Origin of the sequence: Mycetohabitans rhizoxinica HKI 454 (assembly GCF_000198775.1) — a bacterium.
GTDB lineage: Bacteria > Pseudomonadota > Gammaproteobacteria > Burkholderiales > Burkholderiaceae > Mycetohabitans > Mycetohabitans rhizoxinica.
On sequence record NC_014718.1, the window covers coordinates 114,176 to 136,659 of the forward strand.

General features: G+C 58.9%; 13 protein-coding genes and 4 pseudogenes. 8 read left to right on the top strand and 9 right to left on the bottom strand.

The features are described from left to right. Positions 1–30: 30 nt before the first annotated feature. Positions 31–8,457: an amino acid adenylation domain-containing protein gene (locus tag RBRH_RS12605; protein WP_463140227.1), complete on the top strand. Its 8,427-nt coding sequence runs from the start codon at positions 31–33 to the stop codon at positions 8,455–8,457. Between the two features lie 698 nt (positions 8,458–9,155). Here RBRH_RS12605 and RBRH_RS12610 read toward each other — a convergent pair. From RBRH_RS12610 to istA, 3 genes are all read right to left on the bottom strand, one after another. Beyond that, a complete protein-coding gene (locus RBRH_RS12610) occupies positions 9,156–10,319 on the bottom strand; it encodes a glycosyl hydrolase (RefSeq protein ID WP_157864511.1) in 1,164 nt (387 codons plus the stop codon). Between the two features lie 82 nt (positions 10,320–10,401). Continuing rightward, entirely contained in the window at positions 10,402–11,175 is a 774-nt protein-coding gene (gene istB / locus RBRH_RS12615) for an IS21-like element helper ATPase IstB (RefSeq protein ID WP_013428397.1), read from the bottom strand. After that, positions 11,168–12,652: an IS21 family transposase gene (istA, locus tag RBRH_RS12620; RefSeq protein ID WP_013428398.1), complete on the bottom strand. Its 1,485-nt coding sequence runs from the start codon at positions 12,650–12,652 to the stop codon at positions 11,168–11,170. Before istA ends, istB begins: the two co-directional genes overlap by 8 nt. Positions 12,653–13,177: 525 nt before the next feature. Between istA and RBRH_RS12625 the strand changes: the two genes are divergently transcribed. After that, entirely contained in the window at positions 13,178–13,912 is a 735-nt protein-coding gene (locus RBRH_RS12625) for a hypothetical protein (RefSeq protein WP_157864512.1), read from the top strand. Between the two features lie 279 nt (positions 13,913–14,191). Here the strand turns inward: RBRH_RS12625 and RBRH_RS12630 are convergent, their stop codons facing one another. Next, a complete protein-coding gene (locus tag RBRH_RS12630; protein ID WP_013428400.1) occupies positions 14,192–14,404 on the bottom strand; it encodes a hypothetical protein in 213 nt (70 codons plus the stop codon). Between the two features lie 249 nt (positions 14,405–14,653). After that, positions 14,654–14,850, bottom strand: a pseudogene (locus RBRH_RS21410) (transposase); the annotation flags it as partial. Positions 14,851–15,236: 386 nt separating this feature from the next. On the opposite strand from RBRH_RS21410, the pseudogene RBRH_RS12635 reads away from it, so the two are divergent. Further along, positions 15,237–15,594: pseudogene (locus RBRH_RS12635) on the top strand (enoyl-CoA hydratase-related protein); the annotation flags it as partial. A 103-nt stretch (positions 15,595–15,697) separates the two neighbouring features. After that, positions 15,698–16,675: a magnesium/cobalt transporter CorA gene (gene corA / locus RBRH_RS12640; RefSeq protein ID WP_041754951.1), complete on the top strand. Its 978-nt coding sequence runs from the start codon at positions 15,698–15,700 to the stop codon at positions 16,673–16,675. A gap of 87 nt (positions 16,676–16,762) precedes the next feature. Here the strand turns inward: corA and RBRH_RS12645 are convergent, their stop codons facing one another. Further along, the gene (locus RBRH_RS12645; RefSeq protein ID WP_013428405.1) at positions 16,763–17,476 is read right to left on the bottom strand and encodes an MgtC/SapB family protein; all 714 of its coding nucleotides are present in this window, start codon (positions 17,474–17,476) and stop codon (positions 16,763–16,765) included. 286 nt (positions 17,477–17,762) lie between these two features. After that, positions 17,763–18,119 carry a sorbitol/mannitol transport ATP-binding protein gene (locus RBRH_RS21415; protein ID WP_370645105.1) on the bottom strand — a complete coding sequence of 119 codons (357 nt, stop codon included), beginning with the start codon at positions 18,117–18,119 and terminating at the stop codon, positions 17,763–17,765. Positions 18,120–18,620: 501 nt separating this feature from the next. Between RBRH_RS21415 and RBRH_RS12655 the strand changes: the two genes are divergently transcribed. From RBRH_RS12655 to RBRH_RS12665, 3 genes are read left to right on the top strand one after another with little or no spacing between them, the layout of a single operon-like run. Further along, on the top strand, positions 18,621–19,433 hold the full coding sequence (locus RBRH_RS12655) for an ABC transporter substrate-binding protein (protein ID WP_041754953.1): 813 nt from the start codon (positions 18,621–18,623) through the stop codon (positions 19,431–19,433). 3 nt (positions 19,434–19,436) lie between these two features. Continuing rightward, positions 19,437–20,165 carry an amino acid ABC transporter permease gene (locus RBRH_RS12660; RefSeq protein ID WP_013428411.1) on the top strand — a complete coding sequence of 243 codons (729 nt, stop codon included), beginning with the start codon at positions 19,437–19,439 and terminating at the stop codon, positions 20,163–20,165. A gap of 2 nt (positions 20,166–20,167) precedes the next feature. Next, positions 20,168–20,857, top strand: a complete 690-nt coding sequence (locus RBRH_RS12665; RefSeq protein ID WP_041754670.1) for an amino acid ABC transporter permease — start codon at positions 20,168–20,170, stop codon at positions 20,855–20,857. A gap of 97 nt (positions 20,858–20,954) precedes the next feature. Here the strand turns inward: RBRH_RS12665 and RBRH_RS17655 are convergent. Then, positions 20,955–21,546 (bottom strand): annotated as a pseudogene (locus tag RBRH_RS17655) (IMPACT family protein). Positions 21,547–21,696: 150 nt separating this feature from the next. On the opposite strand from RBRH_RS17655, the gene RBRH_RS12670 reads away from it, so the two are divergent. Continuing rightward, positions 21,697–21,969 carry a hypothetical protein gene (locus tag RBRH_RS12670; protein WP_041754954.1) on the top strand — a complete coding sequence of 91 codons (273 nt, stop codon included), beginning with the start codon at positions 21,697–21,699 and terminating at the stop codon, positions 21,967–21,969. A gap of 73 nt (positions 21,970–22,042) precedes the next feature. Here the strand turns inward: RBRH_RS12670 and RBRH_RS12675 are convergent. After that, positions 22,043–22,315: pseudogene (locus RBRH_RS12675) on the bottom strand (rhodanese-like domain-containing protein); the annotation flags it as partial. Positions 22,316–22,484: the final 169 nt, after the last annotated feature.

The window sequence follows — 22,484 nt, forward strand, 5'->3', positions numbered from 1 at the left end:
CCCAAAAGAAAAATCAAGCGTCAACAAACCATCCAGTTTGGATGCAACAAGCTTTATGGACTAACACCTGACGATCGTGTCCTTCAAAAGGCGCCTTTTACTTTTGATGTCTCTGTTTGGGAGTGCTTTTGCACGTTGCTCAATGGCGCGACCCTCGTCGTGGCAGCGCCCGGTGTCCATAGGGATCCGTCTGCCCTAATAGAGTTGATGATCCGGCAGCGCATCACGACGGTTCATTTTGTGCCTTCCATGCTCAGCCTGTTTCTCTCTACTGACGGTGTGCAGCGCTGCACCGCTGTGAGACGCCTGCTGTGCACTGGAGAAGCACTCACTAGTACACATGTCCGGCGTTGTCAAAGTCTTTTGCCTCATGCACAACTGCATAACTTGTACGGCCCAACTGAAGCGACGATTGGAGTGGCGGCTTGGACTTGTCCAGCAGAGTATTCGGAAGAAAATATTCCGATTGGTCGGCCTATTGCTAATAACCGGCTTTACTTACTGGATAAGCACGGTCAGCCGGTGCCGCTTGGCGCGACTGGCGAGTTGTACATCAGTGGCGCAAGTGTCGTGCGTGGTTATATGAATTGCCCAGGCCTGACTGCCGAGCGCTTCTTACTCGATCCGTTCAGCGATCGTGAGGGTGCTCGGATGTATAAGACGGGCGACTTGGCTCGTTACCGAGCCGACGGTAATCTAGAGTTCCTTGGACGCAATGACCATCAGATCAAGATTCGAGGTCTTCGAATCGAGCTGGGCGAAATTAAAACATGCCTGGTTAGACATCCATTGGTACGCGAAGCAGCAGTGCTTGCGCTGGGCGAGGGGATGGATAAGCGGCTTGTCGCGTACGTGGTGGCCAAACCGGATCACCGGCTCGCCCATGTGTTGCGCGCGTACTTGACGGCCAGATTGCCTGAATACATGGTGCCGGCTGCGTTCGTGCGCTTGGATGCGTTGCCTTTGACGCCCAATGGCAAGCTCGATCGGCGTGCGCTGCCTGAGCCAGACGCCGACGCGCTCGCGCTTCATGCCTATGAAGTGCCGCAAGGCGAACTGGAGACGATGCTTGCGACGATTTGGGCCGAGTTGCTGGGTGTCGAACGGGTGGGGCGGCATGACAGCTTCTTCGCGCTCGGTGGCCATTCGCTGCTTGCGGTGCGCCTGATGAACCGGGTAAGGACCTTAGGTGCTGACGTGCCACTTGCGTCCCTATTTGCATCACCGACGCTGGCTGCGTTTGCGGCCGTGATGAGTGCGCAATTGCACCAAAGTTCCCATGTACTGCCCGAGATCACGCCGCTCTCACGCGAAGGCCGTCTGCCGTTGTCGTTCGCGCAGCAGCGACTGTGGTTCCTCGCACAACTTGACGGCGTGAGTTACACCTATCATATCCCGATCGCACTGCGCTTGCGCGGGCCCCTCGATCAGACCGCGTGGCAGCAGGCGCTCAATGCGCTGTTCGCGCGTCATGAAGCGTTGCGCTCGACGTTTGTGAGTGTCGATGGCCAGCCACAGGTGCAACTGCTGGCTCCCGACGTGGGCCTGCCGTTGCTCTGGCATGATTGGCGTGGTGTGCCCGACGCCGAGACGCGGCTGGCGCGCTTGAGTGCCGACGAAGCACAGACGCGGTTCGATTTGGCGCATGGCCCGCTGATTCGCGCACAGATGGTGCAGCTTGCTGATGACGAACATCGGTTCTTGCTCACACAACATCATATTGTGTCGGACGGCTGGTCGTTCGGCGTGCTGGTGCGAGAATTGAGTGCACTTTATGCCGCCTATTGTGCCGGTGAGGCCGATCCACTGCCACCGCTGAGCATCCAATATCCGGACTATGCGGCCTGGCAACGGCAATGGTTGTCCGATGAGCGACTCCAGCACCAAAGTGACTATTGGCGTAGAGTGCTGGCCGAGGCGCCGGTGTTGCTAGAGCTGCCCACCGATCGGCACCGTCCCGCACAGCAATCGTTTGCCGGCGCGCATGTGCCGGTGTGCATCGACGCAGAAACAACGCATGCACTTAAATGCATGAGCCACAGGCACGGTACGACATTGTTTATGACGGTGCTCGCCGCATGGGGGGCGGTACTGTCACGCCTGTCGGGACAGAATGATGTGGTTATCGGCACACCGAGCGCCAACCGCAATCACCCTCAGATCGAACCGCTGATCGGATTTTTTGTTAATACGCTCGCGTTGCGCATGGATTTATCGGGTGAGCCGGACATCACTGAATTACTCACGCGCGCGCGGCAATGCACGTTGCAAGCACAAGTACACCAGGATTTGCCATTCGAGCAGGTCGTCGAAATTGTGCAGCCGCCGCGAAGACTAAACCATACGCCGCTATTTCAAGTAATGTTTGCGTGGCAGCAAAACGCCATCGCCGCATGGAAGTTGCCTGGCCTGCAAGTGCTGCCGGTTGAGCCAAGCTGTGATGTGGTCAAATTCGATCTCGAGTTGAGCCTGCAAGAGACCAGCGACGCAATTATTGGGCAATTAGAGTACAGTACCGCGCTGTTTGACCGCTCTACGATTGAACGGCATGTTGGTTATTTACAGACGATGCTGTACGCGATGGTCGCTGATGCACGCCAATCGGTGGCAAGGATTGAACTGCTTGCGCCAGAAGAAAACAAACTTGTGCTTCAAAGTTGGAACGCCACACAACGGGATTATCCAGCCCATTTGTGCATTCACCAATTGTTTGAAGCACAAGCCGCGCACGCACCGGACGCAACTGCACTAATATACGATAAAAAGACAGTCAACTACGCGGAGCTGAACGCGCAGGCTAACCGTCTCGCGCGTCAGCTAATTGAGCGGGGTGTGCAGTCCGATGCGCGGGTGGCAATATGCGTCGAACGCTCTATAGCAATGGTTGTGGGGCTACTCGCAATTCTGAAGGCCGGGGGCGCTTATGTGCCGCTCGACCCTACCTATCCGGCCGAGCGTCTTGCCTATATCCTTGCGGATTCCGCGCCAACGATTGTGCTGGCTGATGCAGTGGGCTACGCAGCGCTCGGTGACACTGCGCTTGCCTCCTGCACCGTGCTCGATCCAAATGTGTTGCCAGCATTGCCCGATACTAATCCACAAGTGCCCGGTCTGACTGCTCGTCACCTCGCATATGTAATCTACACGTCTGGTTCGACCGGCACCCCAAAAGGTGTAATGGTTGAGCATCGAAGCGTTGTGAATCTAGTGACGGCTGCGGCGCAAACACTTGAACTGACCGTACAAGATAGGATGCTGCAATTTTCCTCGCTGTCTTTTGATACTTCAGTGGGGGAAATCTTTACTTTTTTAACGCATGGCGCCACTGTAGTACTGAGTACAAAGGCATGGCTGACCGAAGGCCAGCAGTTTTGGAAGCTTTGCAAGGCCAACCGCTTGAGCGTAGTCGACTTACCGGTTCAGTTTTGGGCGCAGCTAGTCCAGGAAAAGGCTTCCGTTGCAGACAGTGTGCGCGCAATTCTGATTGGTGGCGACGCCTTAAGTGCATCGGCACACAATGCGTGGTTTTCTTGCTCGGGCTATCGGCCACGCTTGTTAAACGCGTATGGCCCCACTGAAACGACGATTGCCGCTACGATACACGAGGTCACAGATGAGGATGGCAGTTGGCGTGCGATTGGTCGTCCGCTAGCCAACACACGGCTCTATATTTTAAACGCGCACAGCCAACCAGTGCCGTTGGGCGCGGTCGGTGAGCTGTATATCGGTGGTGCAGGCGTGGCACGCGGCTACCTGAATCGGCCAGAGTTGACTGCCGAGCGCTTTGTGCCAGATCCGTTCTCGGCGGCGCCCGATGCGCGCATGTATAAGACCGGTGATTTAGCGCGTTACCTGCCCAATGGCAACCTTGAGTACCTAGGGCGCAACGATCAGCAAGTCAAGATCCGCGGTTTTCGTATTGAGCCGAGTGAGATTGAAGCGCGCCTTACTGAGCATCCACAAGTGCGCGACGCGGTGGTACTTGCACGCGGCGAGGGTAATGAAAAGCGTCTGATCGCGTATGTGGTCGCCAAGCCTGATGAGAACCTCGTGAGCGCGCTGCGCGCGCATGTGGCCGCTTGCTTGCCCGAGTACATGGTGCCGACCGCCTTCGTTCGGCTTGATGCGTTCCCATTGACACCGAATGGCAAGCTCGATCGGCGTGCACTACCCATGCCGAATGAGGATGCATTTGCTCACCAAGCGTATGAAGCGCCGCAAGGCAAGGTTGAAACCGCACTGGCGGCCATCTGGGCCGAGCTACTTGGCGTTGAGCGTGTTAGCCGCCATGACAGCTTCTTCGCACTTGGCGGTCATTCGTTGCTTGCGGTGCAATTAATTGAGCGCCTCAGGCGGCGGGGGCTCGGGCTGTCCGTGCGGGCGTTGTTTGACACGCCCACGTTGAGTGCGCTAGCCCAATCGGTTGGACAGCAACGTGATGTGATGGTACCGCCGAACGTGATCACGCCCGACACCATTGCGCTGACACCCGAGATGTTGCCACTGATCAAGCTCACGCAAAGCGACATTGATCGGATTGTTGAGCAGGTGCCGAAGGGTGTGGCGAACATCCAGGACATTTATGCCTTGTCCCCATTGCAGGACGGCATCTTGTTTCATCACTTGCTCGCCAGCGACGGTGACCCGTACTTACTGATCGTGCAGTTGGCTTTTGATAGCCGAGCATTGCTGGATCGTTATCTGCATGCGGTGCAGCAAGTGATCCATCGACATGATATTTTGCGCACCGCATTTGTCTGGCAAGGCTTAACGATTCCCGCCCAAGTAGTGTGGCGTTATGCACCATTGTCGGTCACTGAATTGACTTTGGATCCAGTTAATGGGCCGATTGCCGAACAATTGGCGCGGCGCTTTGACCCTCGCCAACACCGCCTTGATTTGACGCAGGCGCCACTGCTGCACTGTGCGGTGGCGCAAAATACCGACGGCCGCTGGCTATTGGTGCAGCAGCAGCACCATCTGGTCGGAGATCATTCGACGTTAGAAGTGATGCATACGGAGATACAAGCGTTCATCGAGGGTCAAGGTCGGGCCCTGCCAGAGGCTCAGCCGTTCCGCAATCTGGTTGCGCAAGCGAAGCTAGGTGTGAGTGAAGACGAACATGCGAAATTTTTTACTGAGATGCTTGCCGATGTGGAGGAACCGACGCTGCCGTTCGGGCTGGCTAATGTGCATCGTGATGGTGCGCCACCGAGTGAAGCGTACCGGATGTTGCCACAAACGTTGAACGATCGGCTGCGTGCGCTGGCGAAACGCTTGAAGGTGAGCCTGGCCAGTCTGTGTCATCTAGCGTGGGCGCAGGTGCTCGCGCGAGCGAGCGGCCAACCGCGGGTGGTGTTCGGCACGGTGCTGTTCGGGCGGATGCAAGGAGGTAGCGGTGCCGACAGCGCGATGGGGCTGTTTATCAATACATTGCCGCTGCGCGTAGAACTGCCCCGCAGCGTGCAAGACAGCGTGCGAGAGACTCACACGCGGCTCGCTGCGCTGCTCGAACATGAACATGCGTCGCTAGCGCTTGCACAGCGCTATAGTGGTGTTCCGGCGGGCACGCCACTGTTCAGTGCGCTGCTTAATTACAGGCACCATGCAACGCCGTCAGATGCGCCTAACCTGCCTTCCGGGATCGAGCTGCTTGGCGCACAAGAGCGTACCAATTATCCGTTGAGCTTGTCAATTGAAGACGATGGGCAGACGTTGGGGCTCACGGCACAGGTTGCGCAGCCGCTCGATCCCGAGCGTGTATGCGGGTATATGCAGCAGACGCTGGCAAGCCTAGCTAAAGCATTGGAGCAGGAGCCTGACACACCGGTGCAGCAGCTAGAGGTGCTGCCCGAGATTGAGCGCCAATTGTTGCTTGAAACGTGGAACGCGACGCAACAGACGTATCCGGCGCACTTATGCGTGCACCAATTGTTCGAAGCGCAGGCCGAGCGCACGCCCGAGGCGACGGCACTAGTCTATGAGGACCAGACGCTGAGCTACGCTGAGTTGAATGCGCGCGCGAATCGCTGGGCGCATGAACTGATCGAACTGGGGGTGAAGCCCGATGCGCGGGTGGCGATCTGCTTGGAACGGAGTCCTGCGATGGTCGTCGGGCTGTTGGCGATATTAAAGGCGGGCGGGGCGTATGTGCCGCTGGACCCGACGTATGCAGGCGAGCGGCTGGTGCATATCGTGCAGGATGCGGCACCGGACATTGTGCTGGCCGATGCGGCGGGCCGGGCGGCACTGGGTGACGCAGCCTTGGCCGATCGCACGGTGCTCGATCCGAACAGGCTGCCGGATCGGGCGGAGACGAATCCGTCGGTACCGAGTCTAACGCCCCGTCATCTGGCGTATGTGATCTATACGTCGGGTTCGACCGGTATGCCCAAGGGGGTGATGGTCGAGCACGCGCAGGTGGTGCGGCTGTTTGAGGCGACACAACCTTGGTATCACTTCGACGAGAACGATACTTGGTGCCTGTTTCACTCGTTTGCCTTTGACTTTTCCGTGTGGGAAATTTGGGGCGCATTGCGTCATGGCGGCAAGCTCATCATCGTTCCCTATCAGATGGCTCGTTCACCGCAAGACTTCCACCGATTAGTCTGTGAACAGGGCGTCACGGTATTGAATCAAACCCCAAGTGCGTTCAAAGCATGGATTGCCAGCCAAGCGCAAAGCCCCTTAAGGGATCAGCTGCGCTATGTGATTTTTGGTGGAGAAGCGCTGGAGCCCTCCATCTTGCAAGCATGGTATGCGACACGCGCAGAGCAGAGCCCGCAACTGGTGAATATGTATGGGATTACCGAAGCGACCGTGCATGTGACGTACCGGCCGCTTCGGCCTGAAGATAGTACGCAAGGGGGCAGTCCGATTGGCGTGCGCATTCCTGATCTGAAGCTCTATTTGCTCGACGCCTATCAGCAGCCGGTGCCATTAGGTGCAGTCGGTGAGTTGTATATTGGTGGAGCAGGAGTGGCGCGTGGCTACTTGAATCGTCCCGAGCTGACGGCCGAGCGCTTCGTGAGCGATCCATTCTCGGCCGAGCCCGATGCGCGCATGTATAAGACGGGGGATTTGGCGCGGTATTTACCCGATGGAAACTTGGAGTTTCTGGGTCGCAATGACCATCAAGTCAAGATTCGCGGCTTTCGCATTGAACTGGGCGAGATTGAAGCGTGCTTGGCCAGGCATGTGCAGGTGCACGACGCGGTGGTGCTGGCGAGGGGCGAAGGGCAAGCTAAGCGTCTGGTCGCGTATGTGGTGGCCGAGCCCGATGACGCGTTAGCGGGCAACTTGCGCACGCATGTGTCAGCTGCGTTGCCTGAGTATATGGTGCCCAGCGCGTTCATACGATTGGATGCATTGCCACTGACGCCCAATGGCAAACTAGACCGGCGTGCGCTGCCAGCGCCCGATGCCGAAGCGTTTGCGCATCAAGCGTATGAAGCGCCGCAGGGCGAGCTCGAGGCCACGCTGGCCAAGATTTGGGCCGAGCTGCTCGGTGTGGAGAAAATTAGCCGACACGACAGCTTCTTTGCGCTCGGTGGCCATTCGCTGCTTGCGGTACAAATGATCAGCCGGAGCTGCACCACTTTGGGTATCTCCATTCCGATGCCCGTCCTGTTTGAAGCGCCGACCCTTGCCGCGCTGGTGCAGCGTGTATCCGCACAAGACAACGTGCAGGACAAGTCCTTTGCTGTTGTGCTGCCGATTCAACCGCGCGGCGTCCGCCCCCCGCTTTTCTGCGTCCATCCAGTGACTGGGCTAAGTTGGCACTATCGAGGCCTGGCGAACCATTTGGAGGCAGATCAACCCCTCTATGGCTTGCAAGCGCGTGGGCTTGACGGTGTTTCGTCGCCTGCTTTCACGATCGAGGCGATGGCGATGGACTATATTCAGCAAATCCGCCGTATTCAGCCACACGGACCTTACTGTTTGCTAGGTTGGTCATTTGGCGGAAAAGTGGTCCATAGCATGGCAACGCAGCTTGAACAACAGGGCGAGCGGGTCGCGTTGCTAGCGGTGCTCGATGCGACGCCAGATCATGTGCAACAGGATAACGAGCCAGAAATCACCGAAGACGATTTTTATCATCTGTTTGTACGCCACGCTGTAGGTAGTCTGTCGGAAGCCGGCCACTATTTGTGGGAGAAAACCCGTGCAGTGCTGCAAAATAATGTGCAGCTTGTTCAATGTTTTTCACCACGTATTTACAGTGGCGATATGTTGTTTTTCAGGGCGACAATGGCACAAGATGCATTGACTCAACCCATCTCACCGAAGGTATGGCAGCCTTACGTAATGGGTAATATCGAGGTTCACGACATTGCCTGCCAACATTACGACATGGCGTTGCCCGTGCCTACTGCACAGATTGGTCGCATTCTGCGCCAGAAGCTGAATGCGCTACACGGAGATCAAGAAATCGACAATAAAAAAACTCTAATCTAATTCATTAGATCGCCCTGAAAAGAGAGCACTTCACTCCAGAAGCTGACGTTACCTGTTGACCTCTCAGCTGCTGGGGTAACTGTTTGTCGTCGCCAAATGACATTTGTCATCACCCAATTTATTGAAAAATAAGTTTTTTTCATGCTGTCATTTTTTCATAAAGGGACGATAATCCCACCACCGATGGCATTCGGTCTGCGAGCCGCTGAGTAATGAACCGAATATGAAAGGTGCTTCCCGAACTAGCCATTTATTTCATATTGGATGTGAGACAGTGCAATGTGAGATGATTTTTGCATTGTTGTGCGCATCGGCAACGTGTACATGATGATGTCAGGTCGCACTTAATTGAGCGATGTCAAGTGCATTGTTTCGCGGCAGCTTATTTTTAAAAGCAGGGAGGCATGAGTCCGGTGGCGTACCGGGCTCAGTTCGCGCAGGCATAGCTGTTACACCGTCCAACTGCGTGGGGTTACTTCACAGCACTGTCTGCGCTCGGGCTGTGCGGCGTTGATGGCGCGCGACACAAGACGGAAGGCTTTCGGCAAATGTTTGTCGCCGACGCGTTCTGTTCTCGTAGCGAAAGCGCCGAACCTGCGTTTGCAGCGTGACGCGACGGCCAGTGCACGGTGAGTCTTCAATACATCGTCGGAACCATCCGTGTATCCGAGAACTTGTCGCTCCACAAGCCGCGCGCCCTACGGCATCGCGTGCGTCGCAATGAACCGCTTGATTACATCATAGCGATGCTTGCGGACGATACCGTCGCCGCCCAACAAGCCGTAGTTTCCGTCGCCACCGTACGCCTCATCGTCAAGCAATTCATACAACGTAACGTTCTGAATATTGTACTGCTTAGCATACTGGATTAAGCCGCCGAGCGCATTGGGCCCAACCAGGTAGGCTGCCGATGCCTGTTCGCTCGCGCCCGGTCGGACACCTAGTTCGGTGATCCAGATTGGCTCGCGGTACGTCTCGTGCAAGCGCCTGAGCACGTTGACGCCTCGCGCGGCGGTGATGTCCCCCATGTCCGAATACCAATGCCATGCGGTGATGTCCCACTTCGGGATCCGGTGCCCTCGGGAGCCGTCGGGTTGCGTGCCGGTGTACAGCATGTCCAGGAAACCGAAATGTAGCCACCCTAGCGGGCACATCACGATCGTGGCGGAGGGGTTGGCGCGCTTTATCCCGTCAATCATGCCGAGAATCGAGCCACGAGCCTTTTGAAAAGAGGCATTATCATAGTCGTCCGGATGGCTGCCCTGTCCGCGGCGAATGCTGACATTCTCATACTCGTTACCCACCTGGTAATACTGGACGACGCCCTTGAGCGTCGTAGCGACCATCATCCCTAGTTTTAACCCGTCGCGGTAGGCTGCGTCCTCGTTGGCGTAGGAATTCAGATCGGCGGTCAGCGCAGCAAAGACGCCGATGCATTGTTTCTTTGCCTGTTTAGCAATTCGAAGAACCTTTTGTGTGCTGGCGTAATCGAAAACATCGTGCCCGTACATCGTCATACCCAGTTCCTTGATATGACGGAGTTGCTGTTCGTAACTCATCTTGTCGTACACGCCTCCTTGCCCGACGTGACCGCTAATGCCGTAGAAGACCCCCTTGGTGCCATTGCCGCACGGGATCGTGGGTGGCACAGTTGGAGCCGGCGTGTCCGTTGACCTACCGGACTTCACAGCGGCGCTGGCCACGGCCGATGGGATGGCCGCTACTATCACGTCGCCTGCCTTCAAAACAGGCAAGTGAGATGCGACGTCCCCGTCGGTCTGATCGCTGAAGGCCGTTTGTAGTGCCGCGCCGGTCAACGTCACAATCGCGATCCCCGCAAACAAGTAAGAATAACGTGTCATTCGATGCCCTTCGGTACGCGCATCAGACATGCTTGTCTGGCGTCAACTAAAAAAGCCGCCGACGACAACTAAAATTGCCGCCCTATGATGCTACCGGGGCTGGCGCCGTCGGCTTGGCGCCGGCAGCTTCTGCCCGATAGCTTTCAACGCTCATCAAGTCGAGAATGACACTGTGATGGACGACGCGGTCGATGGCCGCGAGCGTGGTCATTGGGTCTTTAAAGATGCGCTCCCACTCTGAGAATACGAGGTTTGTCGTGATGACGATGCTCTTGCGCTCGTAGCGCTCAGCGAGCAACGTGAACAGCACTTCCATTTCATCTCGGTTATGCTGGACGTAGCCGATGTCGTCCAGAATGAGGCACTCGAAGCGATCCAGCTTCGCTAGCTGCTGCGGCAAACGCAGATCGCGCTTTGCTGCCAGTAGCCGCTGCACCAAGGCCCCCGTGGATGTGAACAGGACCGGATACCCTTGCTCGACGAGCGCGTGCCCCAATGCGCAGGCAAGGTGGCTTTTCCCGGCACCGGGTCGGCCGAGCGCGATCACATTGGTGGCATCCTTGAGGAAGCTGCCGCTGCGCAGCCGCTCGATCTGCAGGCGAGTGGCCGGATCGAATCTTTCCAGTTTTAACGTGCGCAAGTTCTTCCCAGGCAGCAGTTCGGATTGCCTCAGTAGTCGCTCGATTCGGCGCGACGCCTTCGCTGCACGTTCGATACGAGCCAGCTCGAGAAGAAACGCCTCATGAGTCAGTCCTTCCTTTGCCGCTCGCAGTGCCGTGTCTTGCACAGCTGCCGCCATGGCACCGAGATTGAGCGCACGAAGCGACACCAGCAATTCTTCACGGGCGTTATGCATGCTTGCTCCGCGACGGGATTAGGGCGTCGTAGTCGTGCAAGTTGATGGCGGCCTTGCCGATCTTCGGCACCGGTGTCGGCGTAGGGCTTGCGACGAGTTTGCGCACGACATCGAGCGTCGGTATGCGCCCGTCATGCAACAAGCGGCCGATTGCTTCGTCGATTTGCGCCTCGGATGTGCTCGCAGCTAAATGCAACAGGCGAAGATATTCCTGGTCCGCCTTTGTCGGCGTTGTGGCAAGCAGTGCGTCGTAGGCCCGGCGGAATGTGGTCGTTGGAAACAGCTCGTCTCTGTAGCAGTAAGCCGCGAACGCGCCGGGCTTTCTCACCAGTGACCAGATCAGATGCCGGTAGTCGATTCGCCGCTGATTGCGCCCGCTCAAGCGCGGCAGAGTAAGAACATGTGCCGTCCCGTGGTAAAGATCCAAGTTCTCCGAGCGGATGCGTGCCTTCAGCATGGCGCCGATCAATCGTGACGGCACCGAGTAGTAATTGTTGAGAACCCGAACCAAGCTGAAACGAGAAACGCGCACCGTGACCGCGCGCGTGAAGTCCAGCGGCGCTGCGGGCAGCGCTCTAAGCGCCGCTCGGTCCGCCTCGAATCGTTGCGAGCGCGTGAGATTGCGCTGCCCAACAAGTTCGCCAAGGAAGTGTTCGTAGTCGCTGCGCGTTGCGAAGTCTCGCGTGCCGCGAACCCGTAGCGCCTGGTCCACGGCCTGTTTGAACCGAAAGTGCGATTGCTCGACGTCGCCGTTTTGGTTAGCGCATCCAGCCGTGTTCGCTGATGGCTGCATGCTGTCATGAGCAAGCAATGCACGATAGTTCTGCGTGAACTCATGCATGCCTTCGCGATCCAGCTCGCGTACGGCCGCAGTCAGATTGTCGGTGCGATGCCATTGTGGAACACCGCCGATCTGCCACAGGCATGCTTCAAGCCCTTCAGCCAGCGCCTCAAAGCTCTCGGAGAAGCAAATGCGCACGGCCTCTACGTTCGAGTAAGTCAGCACCAGGTGGTACAGCAAATGCGGGAATGCCGTGCCCGAGATCGTGACGCTCAGCCTATTCATTGAAGTGAAATCGGATTGAGCCATGCGCCCGGGCACATGCTCCTGTGCAAACATGACTTCTTGTTCCGGGCCGTGACGAACGCGCCACGCTTGAATGTGCCGCTGCAACGTGCGCAGCTGGCCTTCCTGATATCGCCCCGGAAACGCCTGGCACAGCAGCACAAATAAGGTCTTGGCCTGCAATGCCGGATCTCGCTTGAGATGGTCCTCAACCCACGGCCAATCGACGCTAAACGGATTCTCCCGCGTGCGATGCATGCGCGGCTTCTTCATTTGACTCGGTAACGTGCCAGCACGCTCGTACTTACGGACCGTACGCTCACTCATACCTGTTCGCGCTGCCGCCAGCTTCTGGCTCACTCCTTTGCGCCGTTCTTCTCGCAACAATTTGATTTCTCCGTCTTTTTTCATGCTGGCTCCGCAAGGAGCCGCATGATAGCGACGGCCGCCACCTCAACAGTTCAGCCGCCGCACACCGGCAAATCTAGTTGGCGCCACCGGCAAAAGTAATTGTCGCCAGACACATGCTACTGTGCGCAGACCTCGGACCGATGTGCGCGAAACCACAAAACGCCAGGAGTGGGCTGCTGGCACGGCAATGAGCAGGTGGGTGCGCTTGCGCGATTGGCATTCAGCGGGAATAGAAGCGGTTTGTCCCCGCCCACGGCCCTAAAGCGGCTGGCACGATGTTGCGGGCGCAAGCAACCGTGTCCGACGTGAGCGCACTCACGCTCGAGTTACGCCACGTGTGTGCGATTGGTGCCTAAGCGAACCGACCGACGCTCACGCTTGTGAGCCGCTTTTCTGCGTTTAATGGACGGTCCGGCGAATCGCGAAGTGCATGCGTATGGCTTGACATGACATCGCATCTGACAATTGAAGTCGTTGACACTTACTTATTGTGGTGAACACATCGAATTTGAGTCAGGTCTTTTCATGCGTATTCCGACCCGTTCTGTGGGCCCATCTAACGCGCAGCGTGATGCCGAGCCCGGTACGACTGAAGAAAAAGCGGCGCCAAGCACCCGCTCTCGCCCCCGCGTGCTCAATCCTCTACTGGCAGTGCTCAAACACCGTGACAGCAAAGCCATTCAGTCGCTAGCCGGAACCGGCCATTCAGCGCCGGCACTCAGGCGCAGCCGGCCGCCGTCGCCAGTAGAGATCGACCACGCCCGCAAGCTTATCCACCGTCAAAATAACAACTGGACACTCGCACAAGTATCTGTGTACGGGCAAATGCATAACTTGCAGCCGCTGGAAAAATACCTCGATAGCAATGGCAACCCGACAACTGCCGGCAAGTCGGTATTGGACGCCCAGAAAAAGCGAAGCGAATACATCGCCAAACTAAAAAAATTTAGGAAACCAGCCGTTTCGTTGAAGAAATTGACTCGCGGTCTGTCTACCCAAATTTATAGCGAACTAGCGAAGAGCGTCACGACTGCAAGGGACTATGAGTCTAGCGTGAATCCCTTTGCTTTGATCGAGCATGATTCGCCACAGTTCGTGATGCCATCGGCTATATTGCGGCCGATGGCACGGCCGACGTACAAAGAAAGCGAAGGGAGTCATCCAGAGAAGTTGCCCACCTACGAAGAAGCTGTGTCTCCCAAGCCGGCTGAACCTACGATCGGAACCAATCGCTTGCCGCGTAGCTCCTCGCTCCGGTGACAGCGTCTACTTGCTGCGTTCCATAGTAGGTTGGCCCTCGTACATCGATTAGCAAGATGTGTGATGACTGCTATGGCTGGGGACCGGGAAGAGCCGGTTCCGGCCGCGTAATCTGGAAGCGGCTCCACGGCGCTATGGGTAACTTCGGATGCCGGTGAATCGCAATTAGGCGGTAGACTGATTGTCATCGTAGAAACCGGCCTGGCTGGGCGGTCAAGCCGCCCAAGCTTATGTAAGCGACGCCCATGTCGATCACACGGTCGGCCGGTTCCCTCGGAGTTATGCTTGCTGCGTGTCGGGGTGAGCCGCGTGGTAGGTATCGATCATCTCCTTGACCTKGGCTCCAACCGGCCCGCCGTGGTCGATGCACCTATCGAAAAACTGGCTTAGTTTTTCGAGATCTTTTTCTTGATCCGCCGACATAGTTTTTGGATCTAGCGACTGTAGTTTGTCAATCTGATCCATAAAACCGCTGCCAATGGTAGAAACCATAATGCTCTCCTTGAAGTAGATGAGTGCTGGGCTGGCTTTGGGTCACCGAGCAGCACAACGATGCCATGCTGAACTGCGTGGAGCCCGGTGATCACGAAGTAGCACGTTGCGACACGAACTCAGGCTCGCGCCGTTGCGTAGGCATTGGCATCAAACTGGAGTTGACCCAGTAACGCAGGACACCTGGACACTACCAGGTAAGTGACTCAGCCGTTCGCCGGGCTTCTGGAGGTGAGCGGTATCTCAACGCTCTTGATACTGCTTGCGCCATGTGAACACCTGATTCTCATTCATACCATGCCATCGTGCATCTCCCGAGCCCGTCTCTTCGGGGGGCAGACGTCGCCTACACGATGGCCAATTTTTTCCACAGAACGCCAGCGACGGTGCTCCGGCTCACTTAGCATTACAACGCTTTCCTGATGCCTAGGCTTGAAGCCAGTCACCGAACTGACCTCTATTTTAGGAGGTAGCGGAGTCCTGAGATTCAGATTTAGGGAGCTATTCCACGATACTCGCAGTCTTGATGGAGGAGAAAGGAGCTAGGATTGTCCGGCAGAGCATTGGTCTGTCGATTTGACAGTGAAATCATATTGCATCCTACTTGACAACAGACATTGTCAAGCGTAACAAAGCTGTGATCCAGGCGTTTGTCGAGCATATAGACTCAGGGCCGGCGCTCACGCGGCGGTGCGCGAGCGCCGCGTGCCCAACGCGCTGATAGTACGCTACTACGCCGAACGCGCCAGTGCCGGATTGATTTTGTCTGAGGCGACATCGGTGCTGCCGCACGCGTACTGCGACGGCGCACGCAATGCGAAGGAGGCTGTTCGGTTTGTTCTACTCGACGCCTGCCGTGCCATTGTCGTCCAATGTGCTGGGCAAGGCGGCGTTTGAGAGGCTTGTGACCGGTGATTTTATCGATGCGGTGACCGTACACCCACGAGGGCTGGTCAACCGGGCCGCCGGGCCCGTGCAACTAGATAACACGTTACGCGAGCTGGCCCAGCGCATCTGCGCGAAGCCGGCACACGTGGTAGCGCTCGGCAAGGATCTGTTTTATCGGCAGGCCGAGATGGGCGTTGACGCCTCCTTAACTGGCTGAGCAGACGATGGCACGCAACATGATAGACGGCGCCGCGCTGGACGGCGTTCAGGCGTTCATCGACAAACGCGGCCCGCAACGTTGACGGGTCCATCGGGTACGGGGGCGGCGCTCGCGTCGCATCGGGGGCCTCGCCGTCTTGCGCCAACTGGCTTATCCTTCGGCGGTTGCAAAAAGTGGAGGTACCGATGCTGATCAACTGCGCTGCATACCACGATGGTCGCAAGATGGGCGACATCCCGGTGAGTGACATTAGCGAATATGTCGCGAAACCGGACTGTTTTGTCTGGGTGGCGCTGAAAGACCCGAATCCCGAGGAATTGGCGCAGATGGCACACGAGTTCGGCTTGCACGAGCTTGCAGTCGAGGATGCAAGCCACGGTCATCAGCGGCCGAAGATCGAAGAGTATGGCGCGTCGCTGTTCGCCGTGTTGCACACGGTTGAGCAAACGTCAGACAAAGAATTGGAAGTCGGCGAGGTAGCGGTTTTTGCCGGTGCGAATTATGTGTTGACCGTTCGTGCCGGCAGCAAGCAGGGCTTTCAGGATGTGCGTGCCCGTTGCGAGCGCGACGCGCATTTGCTGCGGCACGGCTCGGCCTTCGTGCTGTACGCACTGATCGACAGCGTGGTGGACCGCTATTTTCCCGTCGTCGAGGCGTTGATCGATGAGTCGGAGATCGTCGAGGACCGGATTTTCGAGAATAAGGGCACCGCGGCCTCGCGTGACGTGGTCGAGGACCTGTATTCGCTTAAGCGCCGTTTCGTGCGGCTGCATCACCACGTCGCGCCTTTGCTGGAGGCGGTGGGAAAATTGCAGGGTGGCCGCGTCCCGACGCTGTGCGCCGGCATGGAGGCGTATTTCCGGGATGTCTATGATCATCTGGTGCGCATCGACAAGCTGATCGAAGGCCGCCGTGAGATGATCTCGACTGCGATTCAGGTGAACCTGGGCATGATCTCGCTGGCTGAAAGCGAGACGACTAAGCGGCTCGGCGCGTTCGGCGCGCTGTTCGCCAGTCCGACGATGATCGCGGGGATCTACGGGATGAATTTTCAGAGCATACCGGAGTTGCACTGGCAGTATGGTTATCCGGCGTGCCTAGCGGTCATGCTGGCGATCGATGCGGTATTGTGGTGGCGGTTTAGGAAGGCGGGTTGGCTTTGACCCGGCAGCGTGGGCCGATGGGACGTCCCGGCCTTAGGGCGGTCCGCGCCGCTGCGGCTGCCGCCAGGAACCGATCCGCGCTGCGGGCTATGACGGAGCGACCTCACGCACATGGCGCACACCCTGCATCTGCTCGAGCCGGCGCACAATGGTCGCGAATTCCGGATCAGTGACCCGCGAGAACGCGATCGTCACATCATCGATGCCGCTGCCGTCTTCCTGTTGCTGTACGATGAAGCGCTTGATGCGCGCGCTGCTCGGGCCAAGCACCTCGGACAAGGTGTCAATCGACAACGCACCGCGGCTGGCGACGAGCCGCACCTCGCGGCGGAGCTTCGCAGCAATGAAGCGTCGCTCGAGCGGCTTCACACCGACTAAGATCACCAGGATGATCGCCGTCGCGGCGCTGGCCGCGACGTATAGTCCACCGCCCACGGCGAGCCCGACGCCAGCCACGGTCCACAGGCTCGCCGCGGTCGTCAGCCCCCGGATGACTTCCCCGCGCAGCAGGATTGAGCCGGCACCAAGAAACCCGATGCCAGACACTACCTGGGCCGCGACCCGCGACGGATCCAGCACCATGCCTTCCTTGCCTTGCACCTGTGTGAAGCCATAGGTTGACACGATCATGATCAGGGCGGAGCCGACGCAGACCAGCATGTGAGTGCGTAGTCCGGCTGCCCACTGCAGCCGTTCCCGCTCGATGCCGATCACGCTGCCGAGCGCCGCCGCCATCAGCAGCCGCCCGACCAACTCCAGGTTGATGACCAGGTCAGCCATTCCAATTAGAGTCCAGTTCATTGCACGTTTCCGGTGTTGGACCGCGCCGGCGCGAGGCGCCGACGCAGCAGCCAAAATGCAAGGTTACTGGAAATCTTGACATTCGCCGATAGCGAGGCTGAACGCGCGCAATGGCGCAGCACCGGTTGTATCGGATCGTCAAGGCGCTGTCGAGGCAGGCGGACGCCGTGTTCATTGGCATCGGTCACGTGGGGCCGCATGCCCGCTGCACGGAGGCGGTTTCGTGTCGGACGCCGAACTCGACGAAATAATCAAGCAGGGCGCTGTTGCAAAGATATTGGGATGGTCAATCGATGCGCGAGGCCGGATGCATGCGGCCGGCGTATCGACATGTCAATTGGGCGCCGCGCCACCAGCTTACCGCTCGACTCGCCGCCGCAACGCCCGACGATTGCCTTCGTCGGCGTATCGCACGCGCGTTACGCGGCGGCCAGCGTCGCCGCCATTTTTGCTCGAAGGCTCGGCCTTGCGCGTCGAACAGAGGGCAATGGTCGAGGTCGGCGCCGAGCATGACGACCGCGCCTTTCGCATGGCGCTCCAATGGTAGAATACGCGCGATCAGTTCGTCGTTGGCCAACGGCGACTTGGCGTACAGATAGGCGGCGTTGGCCAGCGGCTCGACCGTCATCGTGCGGGCGGACATGCCATACGCCCGCGTGATCAGCGACAGAGGCTCGGGGCAGTTGCCGATCGTAACCTCTGCCGATCGTCGCCTCGTCGCCGGTTCGTGCACCCCGGATGCGACGGACACTTTTTACGTCTCGCTCGACCATAGAATACCAGCGCGCCGTCGGCATCGAGTGGTGCGATGCGCCAGGCGATAAAGCCGATGCACTGCGCCGGGGCGACGTCAAGCGAGCGGGCGGCCGCCCTAGCTAGACATCCGGGGTCGGCTTCAGCATAGCGCCCTGATCGGCATAGAACAGCCTACGCCAAGGTGCAGCGCGAAGCCGGTGCGCGGCCATGCGGCGTGCATGCTGCACTGCCACACGGCATGGCCGGAAACCCGCGCGGGCATTATTCCGAGGCGTTCTATGCTGTGCAGCATTTATTGGTTTGAGAATCGTCCTGTCGATGCTATGGTAAGCCACCTTGCGTCACTGATTTGGTGCACGCGCCGCTCAATCATGAAGGTCCACAAGATATGAAATCGACAGTGCTCTCCACGCTGCTGGCCGGCTTGCTGATCGTCGCGGCCGGCGTTGCCCACGCTGACCGGCTCGACGACATCAAGAAAGCGGGCGTGTTACGGGTGGCGACGTTTGACAGCAATCCGCCATTTGGTTTTGTCGACGCGAAGACGCATCACATCGTCGGCTTGGACGTTGATTACGCCAAGGCCTTGGCCGATAAGCTCGGCGTGAAACTGGAGTTGCAGCCGACCAATCCAGCGAATCGGATTCCGTTCCTTACGTCCAGGAAGGTCGATCTCGTGCTGGCAAACTTTACGATCACTGAGGAGCGCGCCAAGCAAGTAGACTTTAGTATTCCATATTTCGCTTCCGGCCAGCAGTTCCTCGCCAAGAAGGGCGTGCTTAAGTCGGCCGAGCAGCTCAACGGTTTGCGGATCGGCGCGGACAAAGGCACTATCAACGAAATCACGCTGCGCGAGAAATTCCCGCAGGCCACCATCGTCGCATACGACGACACGCCGTTCGCGTTCGCCGCGCTTCGGGCCGGCAACGTGCAGGCGATCACGCAGGACGGTCCAAAGCTGGTCGGCCTGCTTGCCAACGTGCCCGACAAGCAGAACTACGAAATCCCAGCCTTCACGATTTCCAACGACTATATGGGCGTGGGTATCCCAAAGGGCGAGACGCGGCTGGTCGCGTTCGTCAACGATACGTTGCGCGGGCTGGAGAAGGGTGGCATGGCTGAGCAGATCTACAATCGCTGGTTTGGCCCGCGCACGAGCACGCCGCTGCCGCGCCTGTTTAAGATCGGCGACAAGGTCTGAGCCGTGCCGCAGGAGTGGATTCTGGAGCCGAAGTACGTCGGCTGGCTGCTGCAGGGTTTTGGTGTCACGTTGGCGCTGGCCGCGACGGTGATCGTCACCGCCACTGTGAGCGGCTTCGCGCTGGCGATGGCGCATAGCGCCGACGCGCGGCTGGTGCGTCGCGTCGCCGCGGCCTACGTGCTGGTGTTTCGCAATTCGCCGTTGCTAGTACAACTGATGTTCTGGTATTTCGGCGCGGCGACATTGCTGCCCGATGGGTTGATGCAGTGGCTGAACGCGCCTCATGCGTTCCAGGTCGGCGCATTGTCGCTGCGTTGGCCGCCGTTCGAATTCGTCGCCGGTTGGATCGGGTTGACGTTCTACTCGTGCGCGTTCGTCGGCGAGGAGTTTCGCGCCGGCCTGCGGGGCGTGTCCGGCGGACAACGCCAGGCCGCCGCCGCGCTCGGGCTCACGCGCTGGCAGGCGTTCCGCCATGTCGTGCTGCCGCAGGCGGCCCGCAACGCGATGCCGCCGTTATTCGGCCAGTACATGAATATCGTGAAGAACTCGTCGTTGACGATGGCGATCGGCTTAGCTGAGCTCTCGTATGCGTCTCGCCAAGTCGAGACCGAGACGTTCAAGACGTTTGCTGCATTCGGCGTGGCGACGGCGCTGTATATTGGCACGATCGCGGTGATCGAGGCGCTTGCGCACGTGGTGCAGCGGCGTCACCCGGCTGCCCGCGCGGGGTGACGATGGACGTCTCGATCCTGTTGGACAATCTGCCGTATTTGCTGGTCGGCACGTTCCCGAACGGGCCGCTTGGCGGTGTGGCGTTGACGCTAGTGCTCGCGCTGACGTCGGCCTTTGTCTCCGGTGTGCTCGGGCTCGCCGCCGGCATCGCATTGGCGTTGACGCGCGGCGCCGTTCATACGGTGCTGCTCGCCGTGATCGGGTTCTTCCGCGCGATTCCCGTGCTAATGCTGATGTTCTGGACATATTTTCTGTTGCCCGTTGTGCTGCATATCGATGCGCCCGGTCAACTGACCGTTGTCTGTGCGCTGTCGCTGATCGGCGGCGCCTACCTGTCGCATGCGGTGTATGCGGGCATCCGCGCGGTGGGCGCCGCTCAACTGCAGGCCGGGCTGTCGCTGGGTTTCACGCGGATGCAGGCGCTGCGCTTTGTGGTGCTGCCGCAGGCGTTGCGGATCATGGCACCGTCGTTCATCAACCAGTGGGTGTCGCTGATCAAGGACACGTCACTGGCGTACATCGTTGGTGTGCCGGAACTGTCGTTGCTCGCCACGCAGGTCAACAACCGGTTGATGGTCTATCCGGCTCAGATTTTCGCGCTGGTCGCCTTCATCTATGTACTAATCTGTACCGCATTCGATGCGATTGCGTCGCGGCTGGTCGCCGTGACGACGCCGCGGCCGTTACACTGATTACGGCGCAACGGCGCAACGGCGCAACGGCGCAACGGCGCAACGGCGCAACGGCGCAACGGCGCAAAATGCGATGAGCGAATGAGGTAAGCGCGCTTTAGTGCGGCGCGAATGCGGCACGCCCATGGGTCAGGTCGCGCAATGCCTGCTGGGCAGCGCCCAGTGCATCCCTGCGGCAGCACGATGGTCAGCGTGACACGCATCCCATGCTGGCTGGCGGTGAGCACATGGCCCTGCTGCGCGATCCAGTGTCGGATACGTGCCTCATCCGCATAGTCGGCGTCAATGGTCAAAGTTCTCTGGGCGATGCGTTCGATGCGCTGTGCGTGCTGTAGCGCTGTTGCAACCGCGTCCGTGTACGCGCGCATGAGTCCACCTGCACCAAGCTTGATGCCGCCGTAGTAGCGCACCACCGTCGCGAGCACGCCGTCCAGGTCGTGATGGCGCAGCACCTCCAGCATCGGGCGGCCTGCGGTGCCGGACGGCTCGCCGTCGTCGGACATGCCGGACTGGCCGCCGGCGAGTAGTGCCCAGCAAACGTGCGTCGCATTCGGGTGGACGGTGCGCAGACGATGGACTTCGGCCATCGCGGTATCGCGGTTTTCGACCGGCACGACGGCGCTGACAAAGCGGCTTTTGCGAATATCCTGTTCCGCGTGGACGGCAGCGGCGAGCGTGTAGGTTGGCAATTGACAGGACTTCCGGAGTCGGGCTAGGTTCGCCAGCAGCCGTGCCGGCGACATTGCGGCCGGCTGCCGTTCGGCTATCATACCCGATGAGTTCCACGAAGGCGGCAGCCACCGGCGCACTCGCTCGCGCCGGTGGCTGCCGAAGAGTTCATGATTCGAAAGACGTTGACCGCGACGCGGCTACAGCAGGAGTTCGAGCGCCGACTTCACCGGCTTGATCACATCGCCGACGACGGCGTGAAGATCCGCGTGCCGCGGCCGCGCATGCAACCGCCCGACGCATCCGGATGCAACTGGACGCTTGGACACTTCAGCAACGCGGCCGGCTACAAGAAAGACATTGCCGCGGTGCTGGCGGCGATGCGGGCGGAGTACAATCTGGCGGGCGAGGTGGTGCGTCCGGACGACCCGTTCGGCACGTAGCTTCCCGCTGTCGCGCCCTGCACGCCGGAGCGCGTCGGACGGTGTGCGACGGCACACTGTATGCCGGCGGCGCTTAGATCACGAAGAAGCTGTGCGTGCCGTCGCGCTCCAGTTGCGCAACGAGGGCATATTCCCAGTCCAAGTGCGCGTGCGTTGTGCTGTGCAGGTTATTGGTGCCTTGATCAGAACACCGGTAGCGGTCGATTCGCGGTGACGCGGTGCGCACTTTGCCGGTCTCGATGGCAAGACCCGCGTCGTTCCATGCCGCTGTGCCGCCCGTGAGCACCGAAGCCGGCTTGCCGGTCAGCGCGGCGACTTCGGGCGCCGCATAGGGCGCCAGCGCATTGATTTGCATACCGCAATGACTCGCGTGGACGCGTTCGGTGCCAATACACGCGCGCAGTATGCGTTCGCTGTCTGGCGCGCTTAGTCCCTGTGGGGGTGCATTGTTTGATATTTATGGTTACTGCTTGCCAATAAAACAAGTGAGACGGCGGATTTTTTAAAGCGCTGCC

Excerpts from the sequence above, each read along its gene's own strand:
- RBRH_RS12610 (WP_157864511.1), bottom strand. The coding sequence starts at position 10,319 with ATGACACGTTATTCTTACTTGTTTGCGGGGATCGCGATTGTGACGTTG.
- istB (WP_013428397.1), bottom strand. The coding sequence starts at position 11,175 with ATGCATAACGCCCGTGAAGAATTGCTGGTGTCGCTTCGTGCGCTCAAT.
- istA (WP_013428398.1), bottom strand. The coding sequence starts at position 12,652 with ATGAAAAAAGACGGAGAAATCAAATTGTTGCGAGAAGAACGGCGCAAA.
- RBRH_RS12625 (WP_157864512.1), top strand. The coding sequence starts at position 13,178 with ATGCGTATTCCGACCCGTTCTGTGGGCCCATCTAACGCGCAGCGTGAT.
- corA (WP_041754951.1), top strand. The coding sequence starts at position 15,698 with ATGCTGATCAACTGCGCTGCATACCACGATGGTCGCAAGATGGGCGAC.
- RBRH_RS12645 (WP_013428405.1), bottom strand. The coding sequence starts at position 17,476 with ATGAACTGGACTCTAATTGGAATGGCTGACCTGGTCATCAACCTGGAG.
- RBRH_RS21415 (WP_370645105.1), bottom strand. The coding sequence starts at position 18,119 with ATGTCCGCCCGCACGATGACGGTCGAGCCGCTGGCCAACGCCGCCTAT.
- RBRH_RS12655 (WP_041754953.1), top strand. The coding sequence starts at position 18,621 with ATGAAATCGACAGTGCTCTCCACGCTGCTGGCCGGCTTGCTGATCGTC.
- RBRH_RS12665 (WP_041754670.1), top strand. The coding sequence starts at position 20,168 with ATGGACGTCTCGATCCTGTTGGACAATCTGCCGTATTTGCTGGTCGGC.
- RBRH_RS12670 (WP_041754954.1), top strand. The coding sequence starts at position 21,697 with ATGATTCGAAAGACGTTGACCGCGACGCGGCTACAGCAGGAGTTCGAG.